A 22,165-nucleotide genomic window follows, 5' to 3' on the forward strand; every position below is an offset into this window, starting at 1 on the left:
GCCCGCCTTGGCATTTCAGCCCCCGGACACCGCCCTACGGGCCGCTCCGAGCGGTCGGCGGACACCACATGGACACCACATGGACACCACACGGACACCCAACGGGGCCCCGCGGACACGCCTCACAGGGGACGCCACGGACACACCACGGACACCGCACGGACACTTCACCGGGACACCATGGACGGCACACCACGGACACCGCACGGACACCTCGCCGGGCCCGGCGGACACCTCCCGGGGCCCGCGGACACCTCGCCGGCACGCCACGGACGCCTCGGCGGCGCACAGCGGACACCTCGCGGGGACACCTTTGACACCGATTGCGACCGGTTGGCACCAGCGCGGATTGTCACCGGGCGGGGCGTCGGCATACGGTCAGGGGTCCCCCATTCAGTCCGTCGCTCTCCTGCCAGGAGCCCACCCCGTGCCCTCTGCCGGAATCGCCCCACGTCGGGTCGTACAGCTGACGGCGTTGCTCGCGATGCTCGTGTTCTTCGCCACACAGCTCGTCGGCGCCGTGCTTCCGAACGTACCGCTTTTCATCGTCGCCTCGGCGTGTGGTCTCGCGCTCGATCTCTTCCTGCAGCACAAGCAGCCCGGACTGCTGTCGCTGCTGGGCAAGATCCGCCTCGACGTCACGGTGCGCCAGCTGTTCCGCGACATGCTCATCGTGGTCGGGCTGCTGCGGATCGAGGGCATCAACCCCCTGCACGAGCAGGCGCCGCTCACCGTGGGGCTGCTGCTGTTCTACCTGGTGCACTTCGCCTGCCAGGCGGCGGCCATCCTGGTCCGCCGGAGCCGCCAGCTGCCGTTCGTCACGCGCAACATCGACGCCTCCGCGCTGCGGCTGAGCGAGGCCCCGCCGCGGCTGTTCGCCCGCCAGCACGGGCGCCGGCTGCTGCGTCTGGCGGTCCCGTCCACCGCCGGTCTGCTGGCCACCGCCGCCACCAAGAACGCCGTCTGGGGCGGCGCCGGCCTGGCGATCGCGCTGCTGATCGGCATCGGCGGCACGGCCCACCTCGCCACCTGGATGCTGCCGCGCAAGCGCGTGGTGAACGAGGCCGCGGCCCTGCAGTGGCTGGACAAGTGGCTGGCCGACTACAAGCCGACCGTGGGGATGTACTTCTCCGGCGGCACCACCTCGGCATACCAGGCGAACATGTGGCTCTCCACGCTCTCCGCGCTCGACGGCAAGCCGCTCATCGTGCTCCGTGAGCGGTTCATGGTGCAGAAGATCGAGGCGACGGACGTGCCGATCATCTGCATCCCCAAGGTCGCGCACCTGATGCGCCTGGAGCACTCGACGCTCAAGGTGCTGCTGCACCCGGCGAACTCCGGCAAGACCTCCCAGGTGCTGCGCATCCCGTCGATCAAGCACGCGTTCATCAACCACGGCGAGAGCGACAAGCTCTCCAGCTGCAACCCGTACGCCAAGGCGTACGACGAGGTGTGGGTCGCGGGTCCGGCGGCGCGCGAGCGCTACCAGCTCGCCGACATCGGCGTCGAGGACAAGGACGTCGTGGAGGTCGGCCGGCCGCAGCTGGCCCCCATCCGCCCCTACGCGGGCGTGCCCACGGGAGCCCTCGGCGGCGCCGGTGGCGAACACTTCACGACCGTGCTGTACGCGCCGACCTGGGAGGGCTGGGACGGGAACCCCGGCAACACCTCGGTGATCCTGGCCGGTGAGAACATCGTCCGCCAGCTGCTCGCCGACCCCAAGGTGCGCCTGCTCTACAAGCCGCACCCGATGACCGGCTCCGTCGACCCGCGTGCGGGCCGCGCCAACGAGCGCATCATGGCGATGATCACCGAGGCGAACGGCAAGCGCTCCGGCGCCCGCCCCGGCCCGGAGGCCGCCGCCGAGCTGGCCCGGCGCGCCGCTGAGCTCAACCGCCTCACCAGCGCCTCCTTCCGCCCCAGCGCGGACGAGATCGAGCGCATGAAGCTCCAGGGGGCCCCGGACGGCGACCGCGCGGCGGCCGTCACCGCGGCCACGGCCGCCTGGGAGAGCGCGTACTGGGCCTCGCTGCCGGTCTGGGAGCACCAGATCATCACCGGTCCGCAGCCGGGCATCTTCGCCTGCTTCAACCAGGCCGACGTGCTGATCAGCGATGTCTCCAGCGTGGTTTCTGACTACCTGACGAGCGAGAAGCCGTACGCGGTGGCGAACACCAGCGGGATGTCGGAGGAGGAGTTCCGGGCGGGCTTCCCGACCGTGCGCGCCGCCACGATCCTCACGCCGGACGCCAAGGGCGTGGCCGGGCTGCTGGAGGCGGTCCGCGACCCCGGGAAGGACACCCTCGCGACCGCCCGCGCCGAGCTGAAGGTCCATCTGCTCGGCCCGTCCGACCCGCCGTCGCTGGTGCGCTTCAACCGGGCCACGCAGGACCTGTGCGACAAGGCCGACCAGCGCCGGGCGCGGATGGCCACCCGGCTGTCCGACGAGATCCCCTCGCAGCGCGAGGCCCGGGACGCGGCGGAGGAGATGGAGCTGGAGTCCAGCGCTCCGGAGACGGAGGAGAGCGCGACGGTCTGAGGCTCCGGACCGGCCGCACACACGCCGGTGAGCGCGACCGCCGAGACGGCATGGGGAAGGGCCCGGGAGATTACTCCCGGGCCCTTCCCCGTGCCATCCGCCGAAAGGCCCCGAGAAGCCCGCCCAGGGCCCGTGTCGGGGCTCTGGGCGTCGGGGGCGCCCCGCTGGGCCGGGCGGGGGCCGCGAAACGCCTCCTCAGAACGGCTCCGTCCTCAGAACGGATCGGTCCTCGGAACGGCTCCGGGACCGAGACCGGTTCAGCCACTCAGAACGGCTTGAAGGCGTCGTACTCCTGCTGCGCCTCGTCCCGCTCGGCGTCCCGGTCGCGTCGCCGCTGGGCGGCCGGGCGCGGGGCGTCGAAGCGGTGGTCCTCGCCACGGCGGCCCAGCATCTCCGCCCCGGTCGCGATGCTCGGCTCCCAGTCGAAGACGACCGCGTCGTCCTCGGGGCCGATGACGACCTCGTCGCCCGAGCGGGCCCCCGCCTTCACCAGCTCCTCCTCGACGCCGAGGCGGGCCAGGCGGTCGGCGAGGTAGCCGACGGCCTCGTCGTTGGCGAAGTCGGTCTGGCGGACCCAGCGTTCGGGCTTCTCGCCCAGCACGCGGTAGAAGCCCTCCTCGGCGACGACCGTGAAGCCCGCGTCGTCCACGGCCTTCGGCCGGATGACGATCCGGGTCGCCTCCTCCTTCGGCTTGGCCGCCCGCGCCTGCGCGACGATCTTCGCCAGGGCGAAGGACAGCTCCTTGAGGCCGAGATGGGCCACCGCCGAGACCTCGAAGACCTGGTAGCCGCGGGCCTCCAGATCGGGCCGGATGATGTCGGCGAGGTCCTGGCCGTCGGGGATGTCGACCTTGTTGAGCACGACGACGCGCGGCCGGTCGTCCAGACCGCCGTACTGGGCCAGTTCGGCCTCGATGACATCGAGGTCGGTCAGCGGGTCGCGCTCGGACTCCAGGGCCGCCGTGTCCAGCACGTGCACCAGCACCGAGCAGCGCTCGACATGGCGCAGGAACTCCAGGCCCAGGCCCTTGCCCTGGCTGGCGCCGGGGATCAGACCGGGGACGTCGGCGATGGTGTAGACGGTGGAACCGGCCGTGACCACACCGAGGTTGGGCACCAGCGTGGTGAACGGATAGTCGGCGATCTTCGGCTTGGCCGCCGAGAGCACCGAGATCAGCGACGACTTGCCGGCGCTCGGGTAGCCCACGAGGGCCACGTCCGCGACGGTCTTCAGCTCGAGGACGACGTCGCCGGAGTGGCCCGGCTCGCCCAGCAGCGCGAACCCGGGGGCCTTGCGGCGGGGCGAGGCGAGCGCCGCGTTGCCGAGGCCGCCGCGACCGCCCTGGGCGGCGATGTAGGTGGTGCCCTGCCCGATCAGGTCGGCCAGGACGTTGCCCCGTTTGTCGAGGACGACGGTGCCGTCCGGGACCGGCAGGATCAGATCGGTGCCGTCCTTGCCGGAGCGGTTGCCGCCCTCGCCGGGCTTGCCGTTGGTGGCCTTGCGGTGGGGGCTGTGGTGGTAGTCGAGCAAGGTGGTGACGGACTGGTCCACGACCAGGATCACATCGCCGCCACGGCCGCCGTTGCCGCCGTCCGGCCCCCCGAGCGGCTTGAACTTCTCGCGGTGCACGGAGGCGCAGCCGTGGCCTCCGTTACCCGCGGCGACGTGCAGTTCGACGCGGTCCACGAAGGTGGTCATGACGGGTGCCTCCAGTTACGTACGGATTGGGTGTGTGGTTACGTGCCTCACGCTCATAACGCGCCGAGGGCGGACCCGCTTCCCCTCACGGGAAGAGCGGTCCGCCCTCGGAAAGGCTGTGCGATGTCGCTCCGGGCTGATTACTCAGCGACCGGGACGATGTTCACGACCTTGCGGCCACGGCGGGTGCCGAACTGCACCGCACCGGCGGCCAGCGCGAACAGCGTGTCATCGCCGCCACGGCCGACGCCCGCGCCCGGGTGGAAGTGCGTGCCGCGCTGACGGACCAGAATCTCGCCCGCGTTGACGGTCTGGCCGCCGAAGCGCTTGACGCCGAGCCGCTGGGCGTTGGAGTCGCGACCGTTCCGAGTGGACGATGCGCCCTTCTTGTGTGCCATGTCTCCTCAGTCCCTTACTTCGCAGCCGAGTCGATGCCGGTGATCTTCAGCGCGGTGTGCAGCTGACGGTGGCCGAGCCGCTTGCGGTAACCGGTCTTGTTCTTGTACTTCAGGATGTCGATCTTGGCACCCTTGTGGTGGTCAACGACCTCGGCGTGAACCTTCACACCGGCCAGCACCCACGGGTCGCTGGTGACGGCGTCGCCGTCGACAACGAGCAGAGTCGAGAGCTCGACGGTGTCGCCGACCTTGCTGGTGGCCAGACGGTCGACCTCGATGACATCGCCCACGGCCACCTTCTGCTGGCGGCCGCCGGTGCGCACGATTGCGTACACGCGGTTCTCACTCTCTCGCTAGAAATCGGGGACCTCTGATGCCAGCCGCCCGACACGGCCCACAGGGGTCGTGACAACCGAGTGATCATGCGATTCACCGTCGGCCGAACGGCCTCTTCCGGCGGAGCGGAAGGGATGTGCTCAGGGGTTTGGCGTACAGACGCCGAGGGTCAAGGCTACCAGAGCCCCGAGGGGCGCCCGCGCGGGTACGCGGGCGCCCCTCGGGCACCGGATGCCGTCAGTCGTCGGCGGCGGCCGACACCGACTGCGGAGACTGCTGCTCCGCCGCCGCGGTCTTCTTGGCCGCCGCCTTCTTGGCGGTCGTCTTCTTCGCCGCGGTCTTCTTCGCGGCCGTCTTCTTCGCCGCCGTCTTCTTCGCGGCCGTCTTCTTCGCCGCCGTCTTCTTCGCGGAGGCCTTGGCGGGGGCCTTCTTGGCGGCCTTACGGGCGGTCTTCTTCGCCGGTGCCTCGGCCTCGCCCTCGGCGGGTGCCGCCTCGGCAGCGGGCACGTCCTCGGCGGACGCGCCCTCGGGCGCCGCCTCGGGCTCGGGCGCCGCCTCCGGCTTCGACTCCGACACCGGTTCCGGCTTCGGCTCCGACACCGCCTCCGGTTCCGGCTTCGGCTCCGCCGCGGGCGCGCTCACGACCACCACGGCCGCCTCCTCCGAGCCCGTGGGCGAGCCCGCGGGGGCGGTCACCTTACGGGTCGCACGGCGGCGCGTACGCGGCGCGGGAACGGCCTCTAGCGGGGCCGCGGCCTGCGGCTCCTCGACGGGCGCGGGGGCGGGGGCCTCGGCAGCCGCCTCCGGCTCGGGCTCCGCCTTGGGCGCCTCCTTCGGTTCGTCGGCCACCACGACCACCACGCCCTCCGGCTGCCTGGCGGCCTTCGGGGCGCCCGCCGGGGCGGTCACCTTACGGGTGGCACGGCGGCGCGTACGCCCACGCGTCGCGGCGGCCTCGGCCTCCGCGGCGCTGCTGTACAGCTCCTCGTCGGCCGCGAAGACCGGCTCGGGCAGCGGCTTGGGCTGCGTGGCCTCCGCCGCGATCTCGGCCGCCGCCTCGGTGACGTCCTCCGGCTCGGCCACGGCGGCCTGCTCCTGCTCGGCCGGCTGCTGACCGGCCACGGCCGCGGACTTCTTCTTCCTGCGCTTGCCGCCACCGCCGCCGGCGGCCGACGGCTGGTCCATGTGGACGATCACACCACGGCCGTTGCAGTGCACACAGGACTCGGAGAAGGACTCCAGCAGCCCCTGGCCGACCCGCTTACGGGTCATCTGGACCAGGCCGAGCGAGGTGACCTCCGCCACCTGGTGCTTGGTACGGTCCCGGCCCAGGCACTCCAGCAGCCGGCGCAGCACCAGATCGCGGTTCGACTCCAGGACCATGTCGATGAAGTCGATCACGATGATGCCGCCGAGGTCGCGCAGCCGCAGCTGGCGCACGATCTCCTCGGCCGCCTCCAGGTTGTTCCTGGTGACCGTCTCCTCCAGGTTGCCGCCCTGGCCGGTGAACTTGCCGGTGTTGACGTCGATGACGACCATCGCCTCGGTCCGGTCGATCACCAGCGAGCCGCCGCTGGGCAGCCAGACCTTGCGGTCCAGTGCCTTCATCAGCTGCTCGTCGATCCGGTAGGTGGCGAAGACGTCGACGTCCGAGGTCCACTTCTGGAGCCGGTCCACGAGGTCGGGCGCCACGTGCGAGACATAGCCGTGGATGGTGTCCCAGGCGTCGTCACCGCTGACGATGACCTTGGAGAAGTCCTCGTTGAAGATGTCGCGGACGACCCGGACGGTCATGTCGGGCTCGCCGTAGAGCAGGGACGGGGCGCCGCCGCTCTTCGCCTTCTTCTGGATCTCCTCCCACTGCTCCTGCAGCCGGGCGACGTCGCGGGACAGCTCCTCCTCGCTCGCACCCTCGGCGGCGGTGCGGACGATCACGCCCGCGTCCTCGGGGACGATCTTCTTGAGGATCTGCTTCAGCCGCGCCCGTTCGGTGTCGGGCAGCTTGCGGCTGATACCGGTCATCGAGCCCTCGGGCACATAGACCAGATAGCGGCCCGGCAGGGAGACCTGGCTGGTCAGCCGGGCGCCCTTGTGGCCGATCGGGTCCTTGGTGACCTGCACCAGGACGGACTGGCCGGACTTCAGGGCGGTCTCGATGCGGCGCGGGCCGCCCGCGAGCCCCAGCGCCTCGAAGTTCACCTCGCCCGCGTACAGCACGGCGTTGCGGCCCTTGCCGATGTCGACGAAGGCGGCCTCCATCGACGGCAGCACGTTCTGGACCTTGCCCAGGTAGACGTTGCCGACGTAGCTGGTGGCCTGCTCCTTGTTGACGAAGTGCTCGACGAGGACGTTGTCCTCCAGCACTCCGATCTGGGTGCGGTCGCCGTTCTGCCGGACGACCATGACCCGCTCGACCGCCTCGCGGCGGGCCAGGAACTCGGCCTCGGTGATGATCGGAACGCGGCGGCGGCCCTGCTCACGGCCCTCGCGGCGGCGCTGCTTCTTGGCCTCCAGACGCGTCGAGCCCTTGATCGACTGCACCTCGTCGGCGCTGGACTCGGTCTCCTTGCCGCGCCGCTCCCGCGGCTCGCGGACCTTGACGACCGTGCGCTCCGGGTCGTCGCCGCCCGCCTCCGTGTCGACGGCCTCGCCGGTGCGACGGCGGCGGCGACGACGGCGACGGCTGCTGGTGCTGGAGGAGCCGCCGGGCTCACCGGCCTCGGCGCCCGCCTCTTCCCGGCCCTCGTCCTGCTCCTCGGGGCTCTCGCCCTCGGCGGCCGGCTCGTCCTCGTACCGCTCGTCGCCCTCGCCCTCGGGGCGCCCCTCGGCACCCTCGGTCTCGGCGGTCTCGCCCCGGCGGCGGCGCCGTCCGCCACGGCGACGGCGGCGGGCCGGACGGTCGCCCGACTCCTCCTCGCCGTGCTCGCCCTCGGGCTGGCCGGACTCGGGCTGGCCGGACTCGGCCTCGGCCGCGGTCTCCTCGGCCTCCGGGTGCTCCTCGACGGGCTCACCGCCACGGCGGCGGCGCCGACGGCGGCCGGTGGGCGCCTCCGGCTCGACGGCCTCGGCCGTCGGCTGGTTCGGCTGGTCCTGGTCTTCCTCCTCCTCGGCCTCCTCCAGCGCGGCGGCGGCCTCGGCGGCGGCGCTCTCCGGCGTCTGGAAGACCGGCTCGGTGAAGACCGGCGCCTGGAACACGGCCGTCGGCGGGCGGACCGCCCGACGCCGCGAACGGGGCGCGGGCTCGGTCTCAGGCTCGGTGGCCGGGGCCTCGGCGGCCCGCGGCTGCGGAGCGGCGGCGGGCTCCTCGGCGGCGGGCGTGGCCGGGACGGTGGCACGGGTGGCACGGCGGCGGGTGCGGGCGCGTGGCGCCTCCTCGGCCTCCGTACCGGCGGGCTCCTCGGCGCTCTCGCTCCGCTGCTCGGCGGCCCTGCCCTCGGCGGCCTCGGCCTCCGCGGGCGCTCCGGCGGGGGCGGTGGCCTTACGGGTGGCACGGCGGCGGGTACGAGCGGGCGCGGCGGGCGCGGTCTCCGCCTCCGCCTCGGCCTCCGCGGCAGCCACGGACTCCTCCGCCTCCACCGGCTCCTCCGCCTCCACGGACGGAGAAGCCGGAGCGGTCGCCTTACGGGTCGCACGACGACGCGTACGAGCGGGCGGAGCGGCCTCGGGGGTCACCTCCGCCACGGGGGGCTCGGCGGCGGCCTCGGTCTCCTCGGCGCCACGGCCGGCATCGGCCGGCACCACGGTCTCCGCCGCCTCCGGTGAACCCGCCGGAGCCGCCGCCTTGCGCGTCGCGCGGCGCCGCGGACGGGCGGGCGGAGCGGCCGGTTCGGTGTCGGCGCCGGACGCGGATCCACTCGCGCCGGCCACGGCGGCACCGGTGGCGACAGGCTCGGAAGCGGCCTCCGGGGCACCGGCGGAACCGATCTGATCAGCCGGTATGGCCGGTACGGAGGGCGTGGTGACCTCGGCGTCGCTCACCGCGCCGGCCGGCGGGCCGGCCGGGCGGGAGGCCGCACGGCGGCGGCGCGGCGGCAGGGTGTCGCTGGGCGTGCTCTCGATGGGATCCCCTGGCGCCGTGGCACGCGGCACGGACGGCCCGAGGGGCTGGACAGGTTCGGTCGGCTCAATTGGTTCGAGCATGCGGGCGTTTCTCCCGTCACGCTCCCGGGCGCCGCGCCTGCTTCCGGCCGGCCACTCGCGCACTGTGCGCGTGTGCCGCCGTCCGGGGCGCGGTCGCCGCACGGGAGCTGTCGTCTCGCTCGCCGGGACCGAGTGTGTCGGGACCGGCGAAAGTCTCCTGGTCAGTGCGCCAGCCGGACCCGGGTGGCTCCCAAGTGCATCGGCGGCGCATCGACGGCGGCCCTACGCGGAACCTTCCGGCGCCATCGCGGCGGTCAGCTCGGCGGCCGTGGATGGGGCGGCCTGAACTGCCTCGCGATCGGGCGCGAGCGGGTCGGTCACCGTGCCGGACTCCTCATCGAGCAGCCCCTGCGCCAGCCTGGTCACCGCTGCGGGGACCGGCGGCGCCAGGTCGGCCGTAGCGCGGAGACCGGACAGGACGTCGTCGGGTCGCACGGCAGGTGTCAGATGCCGTACCACCAGCCGCAGTATCGCACAGCCAGTGTCTCCGGGCCTATCGGCCCGAAGCGGAAAAGCCTCCAGCCGGGCCACCGCGGCACGGGCGTCGAAGGTTCGCAACCCGTTTTTCGTCCGCCGCTCCACCTCGACCGTGTCGGCTTCGAGGAAGGCGGCGACGGCTCGCCCGGCCTCCTCGGGGGATACCTGGTCGAGCCGGATCTCCCAGACGGACGCCTGGAGCCGGTCGGCGAGCCCCGGGGTGCGGGCCTCGACGGCGTCGGTGATGTCGAGCCCCGCGGGGAGCGACGCGTCGAGGAGCACACGCAGCGTCTCGGGGTCACGCGCCTCGGTCAGCTGGATCTCCAGGTACTCCGCCTCGCTGCCGGTGCCGGTGGGTGCGGCATTGGCGTACGACACCTTGGGGTGCGGGGTGAAGCCCGCCGAGTAGGCCACCGGCACCTCGGCGCGGCGCAGCGCCCGCTCGAAGGCGCGCTGGAAGTCGCGGTGGCTGGTGAACCGGAGGCGGCCGCGCTTGGTGTAACGCAAACGGATGCGCTGCACCGCGGGAGCGGGCGGCGGGCCTTCGGGCTGTCGCTTGCCCAGGGGACTGTCTCCTTGTACTTCCTTGCGGTCGAACACCAGGGCCGCTGGGACCCCGGTTCCTCCCAGCCTACTTTGTGGGCGGCCCGGTGAGCGGAGAGCCGGTGGACAACCGCCTCACCGGCCCGCTGGACAGCTGCCTCACCGACCCGGCGGGCGGGCGGCCACCGCACCGGCAGGGCGGGCGGCCACCGCACCGGCGCGGTGACCCGCTACTTCACCGACAGCGGAAGCAGCTTCCGGCCGGTGGGGCCGATCTGGATCTCGGTCTGCATCTGCGGGCAGACGCCGCAGTCGAAGCAGGGGGTCCAGCGGCAGTCCTCGACCTCGGTCTCGTCCAGGGAGTCCTGCCAGTCCTCCCACAGCCAGTCCTTGTCGAGGCCCGAGTCGAGGTGGTCCCAGGGCAGAACCTCCTCGTAGGTGCGCTCGCGGGTGGTGTACCAGTCCACGTCGAGGCCGAACGCGGGCAGGGTCCGCTCGGCGCACTCCATCCACCGGTCGTACGAGAAGTGCTCCCGCCAGCCGTCGAAGCGGCCGCCGTCCTCGTAGACGGCGCGGATGACCGCGCCCACCCGGCGGTCACCGCGCGAGAGCAGCCCCTCGACGATGCCGGGCTTGCCGTCGTGGTAGCGGAAGCCGATGGAGCGGCCGTACTTCTTGTCGCCGCGGATCTTGTCGCGCAGTTTCTCCAGCCGGGCGTCGGTCTCCTCGGCGCTCAGCTGCGGCGCCCACTGGAAGGGGGTGTGCGGCTTGGGGACGAAACCGCCGATCGAGACGGTGCAGCGGATGTCGTTCTTGCCGGACACCTCGCGGCCCTTGGCGATGACCTTGGTCGCCATGTCGGCGATCTGGAGCACATCGTCGTCGGTCTCGGTGGGCAGACCGCACATGAAGTACAGCTTCACCTGCCGCCAGCCGTTGCCGTAGGCGGTGGCCACCGTACGGATGAGGTCCTCTTCCGAGACCATCTTGTTGATGACCTTACGGATGCGCTCACTGCCGCCCTCGGGGGCGAAGGTGAGGCCGGAGCGGCGCCCGTTGCGGGTCAGCTCATTGGCGAGGTCGATGTTGAAGGCGTCCACCCGGGTGGAGGGGAGGGACAGGCCGATCTTGTCCTCCTCGTACCGGTCGGCGAGGCCCTTGGCGATGTCGCCGATCTCGGTGTGGTCGGCGGAGGACAGCGACAGCAGCCCGACCTCCTCGAAGCCGGTGGCCTTCAGCCCCTTGTCGACCATCTCGCCGATACCGGTGATCGACCGCTCGCGCACGGGGCGAGTGATCATGCCCGCCTGGCAGAAGCGGCAGCCGCGGGTGCAGCCGCGGAAGATCTCCACCGACATCCGCTCATGGACGGTCTCGGCCAGCGGCACCAGCGGCTGCTTCGGGTACGGCCACTCGTCGAGGTCCATGACGGTGTGCTTGGACACCCGCCACGGCACACCCGAGCGGTTCGGCACGACACGTGAGATCCGCCCGTCGGCCAGGTACTCCACGTCGTAGAACTTCGGGACGTAGACGCCGCCGGTGCGGGCGAGACGGAAGAGCAGTTCGTCGCGGCCGCCCGGACGGCCCTCGGCCTTCCAGGCGCGGACGATCTCGGTCATGTCGAGCACGGCCTGCTCGCCGTCGCCGATCACCGCGCAGTCGATGAAGTCCGCGATCGGCTCCGGGTTGAACGCGGCATGGCCGCCCGCGACCACGACGGGGTGGTCCTCGGTGCGGTCCACGGCGTCCAGGGGAATGCCGGCGAGGTCGAGCGCGGTGAGGAGGTTGGTGTACCCCAGCTCGGTCGAGAAGGAGACGCCGAAGACGTCGAACGCCGACACCGGGCGGTGCGAATCCACGGTGAACTGCGGCACCTTGTGCTCGCGCATCAGCTCCTCGAGGTCCGGCCACACGCTGTAGGTGCGCTCGGCGAGCACGCCCTCGCGCTCGTTGAGGACCTCGTAAAGAATCATGACGCCCTGGTTGGGCAGGCCCACCTCATAGGCGTCCGGGTACATCAGCGCCCAGCGGACGTCGCAGGAGTCCCACTCCTTGACGGTGGAATTGAGCTCACCGCCTACGTACTGGATGGGCTTCTGCACATGCGGCAGCAGGGCCTCGAGCTGTGGGAAGACCGACTCGACAGACATCGCGGACTTTCGTGAGCTGACAGGGGTGACCCTCAAGCGTACCCGCCCCGCCGGAGCTCCTTCGCCACGCTTCAGGCCCCCAGGGCCGCCCGGTGCTCCTCGCGGGAGACCTCGGCCCACAGACCGGGCAGCTCACGCTCGCGGGCGGCGGCCCGCGCCTCCTCGCGCCCGAGGAGCAGCCCGAAGGTGAAGGCGCTCTCGCCCGCCCCGTGCGCCTGGACGGCCAGCTCGCGCAGCGCCTTCCGGGCGACCACGCTGTCCTGGTGGTCGCCGAGCAGATCCTGCACCCGGGCCATCAGCCCGGCGAACGCCTTGGCGGGCTCGCCGACCGCCGGGCGGGCGACCTCGGCCGCGTAACGGGCGCGCTTGGCGTCCTTACGGGCCTCATGGAGAAGGGCGTCGCGGTCGGGCCCGGCGGGTGTGGCCAGGGCGGCCTCGACGCGCCCGGAGAGCCGGTCGTGGTCGCGCAGGACGGCCCTGGGGATCACCTCGGCCCACGGCCGGGCGGCGGCGGGGCGCAGCGGCGGACCGGCCACCAGCGCGTCGAGGGCGTTCAGGAGCGCGAGATAGCGCTCACCGTCCAGCACGCCGAGGACCCGGTCGCGCGAACCGCCCCGGCGCGCCTGCGACCAGATCCGCAGCCGGGCGGCGACGGGGCCGAGCCGCAGCTCGACGGGCACCTCGCCGAGCCGCTCGCCCAGGCGCGCGGTGAGCACTTCGTGGTCCCGGTCGACGCCGAGCTCGGCGGCCAGCCATTTCAGCTCGTCGCCGACGGGGTCGGTGACGGCCCGGTCCAGGACCTCGCGGTACGAGCGGAAGGCGCTGCGCAGCCGGCGGGTGGCGACGCGCATCCGGTGGACCGAGTCGGGGGTCTCCAGGCGTACGGCGGGGTCGAGCGCGACGATCTCGGCGACCTGACGGCGCGCGTAGTCCAGGACGATGTCGCCGGCCGTGGCCTTCTTGGGCTTGTCCCGCTTGTCCCGCTTGCCCTGCTTGTCCCGCCCCGCCTTCGCCGCCTTCCCCGTCTTCCCTGCCTTCCCCGCCTTCGCGGGCTTCCCGTTCTTCGCGGCCTTCCCCGTCTTCGCCGCCTTCCCTGCCTTCCCCGCCTTCGCGGGCTTCTCCGGCTCCGTGGGCTTCCCCGCCCCCGTCGCCTGCTCCGCCCCGGTGGCCCCCTCGCCCCGCCGGTCCGGATCGGTCTCCGCCAGCGCCCTGGCCAGCTTGGAGGGTGTGGCCGACCGCCGCAGCCCCGCGTCCGTCAGACGCGGCTCCAGCGCGTCCAGCAGCGCCGGGTCGCCGCCCGGCGCCAGCTCCACCTCGACCTCGGTCCAGCGCACCGGCTCCCCGGGCTCCGGCGCGAGCCGTCGCGCCGTGACCCGGTCGGCGGACAGCACGGCGAGCAGCGCCCCGTCGGCGTCCACGAGGCGCCGCACGGTCCGCTCGGACAGCAGGCGGACGAGCGGCGAGAGTTCGGCGCCGCGCGTACGGGAGCGGACGAGCCCGGCGAGCCCGGCGGGCAGCGCGTCCGAGAGCGGGGCCCGGATCTCGTCCCGCGCGTCCGGGCCCACCGGCAGCTTGAGGTGCCATCCCTCGTCGCCGCCGGTGCGCCGGCGCAGCGTGATGCCATCGGCCGCGAGCCGCCGGCCGGGGGTGTCGTAGTAGGTGGCGTCGAGCGTGACGACGCCCTGGTCCGTCACGCCCGCGACCCCGGCGACCCCGGCCAGGTCCGGCAGGCCGCCGCCGTCGGTGGCTTCGTACTTGCGCTCGATCTCCCGCGTCACGTCCACCATGACGCGAATGTAATCCCCCGGGCCCTGCGAGCGGGAGTACGAGCGGGAGTCCCGGACGGATCAGGCCGACACGGGCCTCTGTACCCGGATGGACTGGAGCAGCCCGATCGCGATCCATACGGCGAACATCGAAGATCCGCCGTAGGAGACGAACGGCAGCGGCAGACCGGCCACCGGCATGATGCCCAGCGTCATCCCGATGTTCTCGAACGCCTGGAAGGCGAACCAGGCGATGATCCCGGCCGCCACGACGGTCCCGTACAGCTCCGTGGTGTCACGGGCGATCCGGCAGGCGCGCCACAGCACGACCCCCAGCAGCACGATGATCAGCCCGGCGCCGAGGAAGCCGAGCTCCTCCCCCGCGACGGTGAAGACGAAGTCGGTCTGCTGCTCGGGGACGAACTGACCGGTGGTCTGGGTGCCGTGGAAGAGCCCCTTGCCGGTGAGGCCGCCCGAGCCGATCGCGATCCGCGCCTGGTTGGTGTTGTAGCCGACCCCGGCCGGGTCGAGCGCGGGGTTGGCGAAGGCGGCGAAGCGGTCGATCTGGTACTGGTCGAGGATGTGCAGCTGCCAGATGAGCACCGCGCCGACCACGGCCGTGAGGATCAGCCCCGCGATCCAGCGGTTGGAGGCGCCGGAGGCGAGCAGTACCGCGAGCACGATCACCGCCATGACCATCACCGAGCCGAGGTCCGGCATCAGCAGCACGATCGCGATGGGCAGTGCGGCCAGGCCGAGCGCCTGGACGACGGTGCGGTGGTCGGGATGGAGCCGGTCACCGGCGTCCACGCGTGCCGCCAGCAGCATCGCCATGCCCAGAATGATGGTGATCTTGGCGAACTCACCGGGTTGCAGGGAGAAGCCGCCGCCGATCACGATCCATGCGTGCGCGCCGTTGATCGTCGAGCCCAGCGGGGTGAGCACGGCGAGGACGAGGACGATGGACAGTCCGTAGAGCACCGGGACCGCGCCGCGCAGGGTGCGATGGCCCAGCCAGATGGTGCCGATGGCGAGCATCAGCCCGATCCCGGTGTTCAGGGCGTGCCGGACCAGGAAGTAGTACGGATCGCCCTGGTTGAGCTCGGTGCGGTTGCGGGTGGCGGAGTAGACGAGCACCGCGCCGATCGCGGACAGGACCAGCGCGGTGAGCAGCAGCACCCAGTCGAGGCGGCGGACGATCGAGTCGCGCGCCATCAGCTTGCTCCAGGTGCCGCGCTCCGGGGAGAAGCGGCGGACGGGGTAGCGTTGCGTGGACGCGCTCATGAATGGGTCCCCCGCCGCCGTTCCCGCGCGGTCGTCTCGAACTGCTTGCCCAGGGGCTGGGCCTCGATGGAGCCGTCCGACGAGATCTTCGGCAGACCGGCCTGCGGCTTGGGCAGCAGCGCCTTCTTCTGGTCGATGTTGCCCTTGGCGTCGACCCCGTACAGCGCGTTGTAGATCTTGCGCACGGCGGGACCGGAGGCACCGGAGCCGGTGCCGCCCTGGGAGATCGTCATGACGATCGAGTAGTCCTTGGTGTACGTCGCGAACCACGAGGTGGTCTGCTTGCCGTAGACCTCCGCGGTACCGGTCTTGGCATGCATCGGGATCTTGTCCTGCGGCCAGCCCTGGAACCGCCAGGCGGCGGTGCCCCGGGTGGCGACGCCTGCGAGCGCGCTGTCGACCTGCGCGCGCAGCGCCCTGCTCATCGGCAGCTTGCCGTGCGAGGTCGGCTTGATCTCCTGGACGTCCTTGCCGTCGGGGCTGACGATCGCCTTGCCGAGGGTCGGGTCGTAGAGCGTTCCGCCGTTGCTGATCGCCGCGTAGATGGTGGCCATCTGGATCGGGGTGACGAGGGTGTCGCCCTGGCCGATGGAGTAGTTCACGGAGTCACCGGCGCGCATCTTCATGCCCTCGAGGCAGTTCTCGTAGGCGATCCGCTGACCGTAGTTCCCGTCCTTCTTGCCGCTCTTGCACCAGGCGTCCTTGTTGGCCTTCCAGTAGTCCTTCTTCCACTGGCGGTCCGGCACCCGGCCGGTGACCTCGTTGGGGAGGTCGATCCCGGTCTCCTTGCCGAGGCCGAACTGGTGGGCGGTCTTGTAGAACCAGTCGTCCGGGTGCTTCTTGGGCTTGTTGCCGCCGTCCTTCTTCCACTCGTCGTAGGCGATGCGGTAGAAGACGGTGTCGCAGGAGACCTCCAGCGCGCGGCCGAGGCTGATCCCGCCGTAGTTCTCGGACTCGAAGTTCTTGAAGACCTGGCTGCCGATGTTGAACGAGCTGGTGCAGGCGTAGGGGCCGTTGAAGGAGTAGCCGGCGTTGACCGCGGCGGTGGTCGGCACCACCTTGAAGATCGAGCCGGGGGCCGCCTGGCCCTGGATCGCCCGGTTCAGCAGCGGGTAGTTGGAGTTCTTGCCGGTGAGCTTCTTGTAGTCCTTGCCGGAGATGCCGCCGACCCAGGCGTTGGGGTCGTACGTCGGGTTGGACGCCATGGCCACCACCCGGCCGGTCTTGGCCTCCATGACCACGACCGCGCCGGAGTCCGCCTTGTAGTTGGTGCCGGTGTTCTTGTCGAACTGCGTCCGGGCCTCCTTCATCGCCTGGTCCAGCTCCTTCTCCGCGACCGCCTGGACGCGCGAGTCGATGCTGGTGACGACGTTGTCGCCGGGACGGGCCCGCTGGCTCTCCCGCTGGCCGATGACCCGGCCGAGGTTGTCCACCTCGTAGCGGGTCACCCCCGCCTTGCCGCGCAGCCGGCTGTCGTACTGGCGCTCGAGGCCGTTGCTGCCGACCTGGTCGGAGCGGAGCAGGGGCGACTTGGTGTGCTCGGCCTCCTTTATCTGCTCATCGGTGACCGGGGAGAGATAGCCGAGCACCTGGGCGGCGTTGGAGCCGGCGGGCGCGGCGTAGCGGCGCACGGCGGTGGGCTCGGCGCTGATGCCCGGGAAGTCCTCTTCGCGTTCGCGGATCTGGAGCGCCTGCTTGGCGCTGGCCTCGTCGGTGATCGGGATGGGCTGGTACGGGGAACCGTTCCAGCAGGGCTGCGGGGTCTTGGCGTCGCACAGCCGGACCTTGTCCATCACGTCCTTGGGCTTCATGCCCAGGACACCGGCGAGACGGGTGAGGACCGCCTTCCCGTCGTCCGGCAGCTTCATCAGCTCGGTGCGGCTGGCGGAGACCACGAGCCGGGTCTCGTTGTCGGCGAGCGGCACACCGCGGGCGTCCAGTATCGAGCCGCGCACCGCGGGGTGGACGACCTGCTGGACGTGGTTGTTGGCGGCCTCGGCCGTGTACTCGTCACCGTTGCGGATCTGGAGGTACCACAGGCGCCCGCCGAGGGTCAGCAGCAGCGAGAAGACCAGGATCTGGAGGGCGACGAGCCGGACGGTGACCCGGGTGGTCCGACCCGTCTCGGGAATGTTGCTCATGGCGCTCCCCTGAAGGCGGTGGGCGACGGGAGGACGGTGGACGACGGGGCGGCGGGCGGCGGGGCGGCGGCGGGCGGCGGCAGGGCGCTGCTCACAGGCGCTTGACCCCCTTGATGCGTGCCGTCCGGTTCTTCCCCGCACGGGCCAGCAGCCCGCCGCGCTGGCTGCCGATCCGGGCCGCCCGGCCCGGCCGCCTGAGCCGGCTCATCCGGCCGGTCCGGCCGGTGCCGACACCGCCCGCGGAGCTGATCCAGCGGGACGGGCTCTCGCCGCCGCCCGCGCTGTCGGCCATCGGATCGTTCTCGCCCCGTCTGGCCAGTCCCATGATCAGCGGCACTGTGAAGGGCGCCAGCAGCAGGTCGTAGAGGGCCGCGGTGAACAGCAGCTTGCCCAGGCCCACCTGACGGGCCGCGTCGTCGCCGACCAGGATGCCGACCCCCGCGTACAGCAGCGTGGCGCCGATGGCCGCCGCCACGACCACCAGCATCGGCCCGGTGGCCGACCGCAGCCGGCCGCTCTCCGGCCTGGCGAGCCCGGCCAGATAGCCGATGACGCACAGCACCAGGGCGTAGCGGCCAGCGGCGTGGTCGGCGGGCGGGGCGAGGTCGGCGAGCAGCCCCGCGCCGAAGCCGATGAGCGCGCCGCCGGTGTGGCCGTAGACCAGCGCGAGGCCGAGCACGACGAGCAGCAGCAGGTCCGGAACGGCACCGGGCAGCTGGAGCCGGGCCAGCACACAGATCTGGACGACGAGCGCGAAGACCACCAGGCAGGTCGACAGGACGATCCGGTTGAGGTGCAGCATCGGTCAGCTCCTGTTGGCCGGGCTCGTGGCGTTGTCGGAGGGGGTGGCCGTGACGGTGACCGTGGGCGCCGGCTTGGGCTTCGCGGGCTTGGGCGGCAGCACGGTGTCGCGCGGGTTGTCGCGCGGCGGCTGGACGACGACCCCGACGATGTCCAGCTTGCTGAACCCGACATACGGGCGCACCTGGAGGGTGCGGGTGAGGTCGCCCCCGGTGGGGTCGACGCGGACGACCTTGCCGACCGGGACTCCGGGGACGAACGGCTTGTCGGCCTGGGAGCCGAAGGTGACCATCCGGTCGCCCTCCTTGATCCGGGCCTTGCCGTTGAGCAGCTGCACATGGAGCGAACGGTCGCCGCGCCCGGTGGCGAAGCCGAGTTCGCCCGAACCCTCCATACGGGTGCCGACGGTGAAGTCCGGGTCGATGGCGAGCAGCACGGTCGCGGTCGAGGGGCCCACGGTGGTGACCCGGCCGACCAGTCCGTCGCCGTTGATGACGGTCATGTCGCGGCGGATGCCGTCGTCGCTGCCGATGTCGATGGTGACGGTCCAGGAGAAGCCCTGGGCGGCGCCGATGCCGATGACCTGGGCGCCCTTGATGCCGTATTGGCCGGCGCCGGCGGTCTTGAGCAGCTTGTCGATCTCGGCGGAGCGGGCGCGGTTGCGGTCGTCGCTGCCGAGCCGCTGCTTGAGCTTGGTGTTCTCCTCCTCCAGCCGGCGGACCCGGTCGTGCCGGTCCCCGGATTCCCGTACGGCCGCGACCGCGTTGCCGACCGGGTCCACAGCGGAGGCGACGCTGTCCTCCACGGGCCCGAAGACGGAAGCGGCGGCCTGCCGGGCGCCGTCGAGGGGGGAGTCCTCGCCGCCGCGGATGTCCACCGTGATCAGCGCGAACGCGATGGCGACCAGCAGCACCAGGAGCAGCCGGCTCTCTCGTGTGTCCCTCACGTGCGGCGACGTGCCTTCCTCGTTGAAGTCGGACCGGATGCCGGGGATGTGGTGTCCGGCCGGTCCTGGGGAGCCTTATGCCTGTATATCAGCGTTCCGCCGCACGGGCGGCCAATCACCCGTACGGCCGGTCCGCCGGGTTGTCATCTGCGGGGCTGGGCGTCCAGCACCTGCTGGAGCGCCTCGAACTCCTCCACGCACTTGCCGGATCCGAGCGCGACGGAGTCCAGCGGGTCCTCGGCGATGTGGATCGGCATCCCGGTCTCGCGGCGCAGCCGCTCGTCGAGGCCGCGCAGCAGCGCACCGCCGCCGGTGAGCACGATGCCGCGGTCCATGACGTCGCCGGAGAGCTCCGGAGGGCACTTGTCGAGGGTGGTCTTGACCGCGTCGACGATCGAGTTGACCGGCTCCTCCATGGCCTTGCGGACCTCGGCGGCGGAGATCACGACGGTCTTGGGGAGCCCGCTGACGAGGTCACGGCCGCGGATCTCGGTGTGCTCCTCCTGGTCGCTCTCGAACGCCGAGCCGATGGTGATCTTGATGTTCTCGGCGGTGCGCTCGCCGAGCAGCAGGCTGTACTCCTTCTTGATGTGCTGGATGATCGCGTTGTCCAGCTCATCGCCCGCGACCCGGATGGACTGGGCGGTGACGATGCCGCCCAGCGAGATGACGGCGACCTCGGTGGTGCCGCCGCCGATGTCCACGACCATGTTCCCGGTGGCCTCGTGGACCGGAAGGCCGGAGCCGATGGCCGCGGCCATGGGCTCCTCGATGATGTGCACCTGGCGGGCGCCCGCCTGGGTGGACGCCTCGATGACGGCGCGGCGCTCGACTCCGGTGATACCGGACGGCACACAGACCACCACACGGGGCCGGGCGAGATAGCGGCGCTTGTGGATCTTCAGGATGAAGTAGCGCAGCATCCGCTCGGTGATCTCGAAGTCGGCGATAACGCCGTCCTTGAGCGGACGCACAGCGACGATGTTGCCAGGGGTGCGGCCGATCATCTTCTTCGCCTCGGCGCCCACGGCGAGAATTCCGCCGGTGTTGGTGTTGATGGCGACGACGGATGGCTCGTTGAGGACGATCCCGCGGCCCCTGACGTACACCAGCGTGTTGGCGGTCCCGAGGTCGACAGCCATGTCACGGCCGATGAACGACATGTTGTTCCCCATGAGGATACGTCAGGCCTTCCCTGCTGGAGCGATTGCTTGCTTGAGGTCGGCAGGATGGGTGTGCGCTGCGAGGCGCGGAAGCTCTCATCGTAGTCACGCCCGCTCGAACACGCTGCGGGGGTCCTCCGCCATTGTCAGCAGAACACGACCCCGCCTCCTCTTATGGTGACGTCGTGTCGCGCAGATGCGTTCCCTCGATCGGCTCGCATATGCCGAGGGGCGGCCGCGTAATTCGACCGCCCCCAGGTCAGCAGGGGTGTGGCAAACTGATGATCAAACTGATGGCCGATCAGTAACGATCGGATCGGGATCAGGCGAGCCCGGGAAAGAAAATCTTGATTTCCCGTTCGGCGGACTCCGCCGAGTCCGAGGCGTGGATCAGATTTTCCCGAACGATGGTGCCGAAATCGCCACGGATGGAGCCCGGCGCCGCGGCGATCGGGTCGGTCGGCCCGGCCAGCGCCCGGACGCCCTCGATCACCCGCTCGCCCTCGACGACCAGCGCCACCGCCGGACCGGAGGCCATGAACTCCACCAGGGGCTCGTAGAACGGCTTGCCGACGTGCTCGGCGTAGTGCTGCTCCAGGACCTCACGGTCCAGCCGACGCAGCTCGAGGGCGCTGATGGTCCAGCCCGCCTTCTTCTCGATCCGTCCCAGAATCTCGCCCACCAGACCGCGTCGGACGGCGTCGGGCTTGAGAAGGACGAGCGTGCGCTGGCTCACGGTGCGGGCTCCTTTGGGAAATGACATGCGGGTGTGGCTGTGGAGCAGAGGCTACATGGGGGAACGACCGCCACGTTACGCAGCGTCAGGTGAGGTGGCGGAGGACGCGGCGAACCGCGCCTTGGCCTCGTCGACCTTGCGGCCGAAGTGGACCGAGGCCCACCACAGCCCGGCGAAGACCGCCCCGAGGAAGAACATCGTGGTCACCACGAACCCGCTCAGCACCAGGCCGATCTGCAGGGCCCAGCCGATCTGCACCGCTCCCGGACGGCTCAGCAGCCCGCACAACAGCACACACAGCCCCATGGCGATCCCGCTGACCGTCCAGACGGTGCCCATCGACAGCCCGGACGTCTTCATCGCCACCAGCCCGGCGAAGCCGATCACAAAGAACTCACCGATGAGGGTGGAAGCGCACAGCGTTCGCATATCAGCCCTTTCCCAGAAGCAGCCGGGCCTCGCCGACCGTGATCACCGACCCGGTCACCAGAACACCCGCTCCGGCGTACTCACCCTCTTCCTCTGCCAGGGTGATGGCTTCCTCCAGGGCGTCGTCCAGCCGCGGCTCGACCTGGACCCGGTCGGGGCCGAAAACCTCGACGGCGACCGCGGCCAGCTCGTCCGGGTCCATCGCGCGATGGCTGGAATTGCGGGTCACCACCACCTCGGCGAAGATCGGCTCGAAGGCTTCCAGCAGACCGCGCACGTCCTTGTCGTCGCTCGCGCCGACCACACCGACCAGCCGGCTGAAGCCGAAGGACTCGGTGACCGCCTCGGCCGCGGCGCGGGCGCCCGCCGGGTTGTGCGCGGCGTCCAGCACCACGGTGGGGCTGCGGCGCACGACCTCCATCCGGCCGGGCGAGGTCACGGAGGCGAACGCGGCGCGGACCGTGTCGATGTCGAGCGTGCGGGCGTGCTGGGTGCCGATGCCGAAGAACGCCTCGACGGCCGCCAGCGCGACCGCCGCGTTGTGCGCCTGGTGGGCGCCGTGCAGCGGGAGGAAGACCTCGGGGTACTCCCCGCCCGACGTCCGCGCAGGGTCG

At 71.5% G+C, this 22,165-nt stretch carries 16 protein-coding genes; 1 reads left to right on the forward strand and 15 read right to left on the reverse strand.

Translation table 11 applies throughout. The annotated features are described in order from the left end of the window. Nucleotides 1–427: 427 nt before the first annotated feature. Nucleotides 428–2,539 carry a hypothetical protein gene (locus tag AXW62_RS09000; RefSeq protein ID WP_060944027.1) on the forward strand — a complete coding sequence of 704 codons (2,112 nt, stop codon included), beginning with the start codon at nt 428–430 and terminating at the stop codon, nt 2,537–2,539. 265 nt (nt 2,540–2,804) lie between these two features. Here AXW62_RS09000 and obgE read toward each other — a convergent pair whose 3' ends face one another. From obgE to AXW62_RS09075, 15 genes are all read right to left on the reverse strand, one after another. Further along, nucleotides 2,805–4,238, reverse strand: coding sequence for a GTPase ObgE (obgE, locus tag AXW62_RS09005; RefSeq protein ID WP_060944028.1), 1,434 nt, complete (start codon nt 4,236–4,238; stop codon nt 2,805–2,807). Nucleotides 4,239–4,378: 140 nt separating this feature from the next. Next, a complete protein-coding gene (gene rpmA / locus AXW62_RS09010) occupies nt 4,379–4,636 on the reverse strand; it encodes a 50S ribosomal protein L27 (protein WP_030835604.1) in 258 nt (85 codons plus the stop codon). Nucleotides 4,637–4,650: 14 nt separating this feature from the next. Next, on the reverse strand, nt 4,651–4,971 hold the full coding sequence (gene rplU / locus AXW62_RS09015; RefSeq protein ID WP_030835607.1) for a 50S ribosomal protein L21: 321 nt from the start codon (nt 4,969–4,971) through the stop codon (nt 4,651–4,653). 238 nt (nt 4,972–5,209) lie between these two features. After that, a complete protein-coding gene (locus AXW62_RS09020; RefSeq protein ID WP_060944029.1) occupies nt 5,210–9,112 on the reverse strand; it encodes an Rne/Rng family ribonuclease in 3,903 nt (1,300 codons plus the stop codon). Nucleotides 9,113–9,334: 222 nt separating this feature from the next. Beyond that, nucleotides 9,335–10,111, reverse strand: coding sequence for a TIGR03936 family radical SAM-associated protein (locus AXW62_RS09025; RefSeq protein WP_060944030.1), 777 nt, complete (start codon nt 10,109–10,111; stop codon nt 9,335–9,337). A gap of 251 nt (nt 10,112–10,362) precedes the next feature. Further along, on the reverse strand, nt 10,363–12,285 hold the full coding sequence (locus AXW62_RS09030; RefSeq protein WP_060944031.1) for a TIGR03960 family B12-binding radical SAM protein: 1,923 nt from the start codon (nt 12,283–12,285) through the stop codon (nt 10,363–10,365). Between the two features lie 71 nt (nt 12,286–12,356). Beyond that, nucleotides 12,357–14,072 (reverse strand): CYTH and CHAD domain-containing protein, encoded by a 1,716-nt coding sequence (locus tag AXW62_RS09035; RefSeq protein ID WP_060944032.1) that lies wholly within the window; start codon nt 14,070–14,072, stop codon nt 12,357–12,359. A gap of 60 nt (nt 14,073–14,132) precedes the next feature. Next, nucleotides 14,133–15,335: a rod shape-determining protein RodA gene (gene rodA / locus AXW62_RS09040; RefSeq protein ID WP_030835617.1), complete on the reverse strand. Its 1,203-nt coding sequence runs from the start codon at nt 15,333–15,335 to the stop codon at nt 14,133–14,135. Then, nucleotides 15,332–17,476 (reverse strand): penicillin-binding protein 2, encoded by a 2,145-nt coding sequence (mrdA, locus tag AXW62_RS09045; protein ID WP_060944033.1) that lies wholly within the window; start codon nt 17,474–17,476, stop codon nt 15,332–15,334. The genes rodA and mrdA overlap by 4 nt, the downstream gene beginning before the upstream one ends. 91 nt (nt 17,477–17,567) lie before the next feature. Next, nucleotides 17,568–18,275 (reverse strand): rod shape-determining protein MreD, encoded by a 708-nt coding sequence (mreD, locus tag AXW62_RS09050; protein WP_037647067.1) that lies wholly within the window; start codon nt 18,273–18,275, stop codon nt 17,568–17,570. Between the two features lie 6 nt (nt 18,276–18,281). Continuing rightward, nucleotides 18,282–19,223 (reverse strand): rod shape-determining protein MreC, encoded by a 942-nt coding sequence (mreC, locus tag AXW62_RS09055; RefSeq protein WP_060944034.1) that lies wholly within the window; start codon nt 19,221–19,223, stop codon nt 18,282–18,284. A gap of 143 nt (nt 19,224–19,366) precedes the next feature. Then, a complete protein-coding gene (locus AXW62_RS09060) occupies nt 19,367–20,386 on the reverse strand; it encodes a rod shape-determining protein (RefSeq protein ID WP_060944038.1) in 1,020 nt (339 codons plus the stop codon). 322 nt (nt 20,387–20,708) lie between these two features. Continuing rightward, the gene (ndk, locus tag AXW62_RS09065) at nt 20,709–21,122 is read right to left on the reverse strand and encodes a nucleoside-diphosphate kinase (RefSeq protein ID WP_030835630.1); all 414 of its coding nucleotides are present in this window, start codon (nt 21,120–21,122) and stop codon (nt 20,709–20,711) included. Nucleotides 21,123–21,197: 75 nt separating this feature from the next. Then, entirely contained in the window at nt 21,198–21,551 is a 354-nt protein-coding gene (locus tag AXW62_RS09070) for a DUF4233 domain-containing protein (RefSeq protein WP_030835633.1), read from the reverse strand. 1 nt (nt 21,552) lies between these two features. Next, a partial coding sequence (locus AXW62_RS09075; RefSeq protein WP_289305995.1) for a glutamate ligase domain-containing protein occupies nt 21,553–22,165 on the reverse strand: 613 nt, incomplete at its 5' end.

Origin of the sequence: Streptomyces hygroscopicus subsp. hygroscopicus, assembly GCF_001553455.1 — a bacterium.
Taxonomy (GTDB): domain Bacteria; phylum Actinomycetota; class Actinomycetes; order Streptomycetales; family Streptomycetaceae; genus Streptomyces; species Streptomyces hygroscopicus.

Excerpts from the sequence above, each read along its gene's own strand:
- AXW62_RS09020 (WP_060944029.1), bottom strand. The coding sequence starts at position 9,112 with ATGCTCGAACCAATTGAGCCGACCGAACCTGTCCAGCCCCTCGGGCCG.
- obgE (WP_060944028.1), bottom strand. The coding sequence starts at position 4,238 with ATGACCACCTTCGTGGACCGCGTCGAACTGCACGTCGCCGCGGGTAAC.
- rpmA (WP_030835604.1), bottom strand. The coding sequence starts at position 4,636 with ATGGCACACAAGAAGGGCGCATCGTCCACTCGGAACGGTCGCGACTCC.
- AXW62_RS09070 (WP_030835633.1), bottom strand. The coding sequence starts at position 21,551 with ATGCGAACGCTGTGCGCTTCCACCCTCATCGGTGAGTTCTTTGTGATC.
- rodA (WP_030835617.1), bottom strand. The coding sequence starts at position 15,335 with ATGAGCGCGTCCACGCAACGCTACCCCGTCCGCCGCTTCTCCCCGGAG.
- mrdA (WP_060944033.1), bottom strand. The coding sequence starts at position 17,476 with ATGAGCAACATTCCCGAGACGGGTCGGACCACCCGGGTCACCGTCCGG.
- AXW62_RS09060 (WP_060944038.1), bottom strand. The coding sequence starts at position 20,386 with ATGTCGTTCATCGGCCGTGACATGGCTGTCGACCTCGGGACCGCCAAC.
- AXW62_RS09035 (WP_060944032.1), bottom strand. The coding sequence starts at position 14,072 with ATGGTGGACGTGACGCGGGAGATCGAGCGCAAGTACGAAGCCACCGAC.
- AXW62_RS09030 (WP_060944031.1), bottom strand. The coding sequence starts at position 12,285 with ATGTCTGTCGAGTCGGTCTTCCCACAGCTCGAGGCCCTGCTGCCGCAT.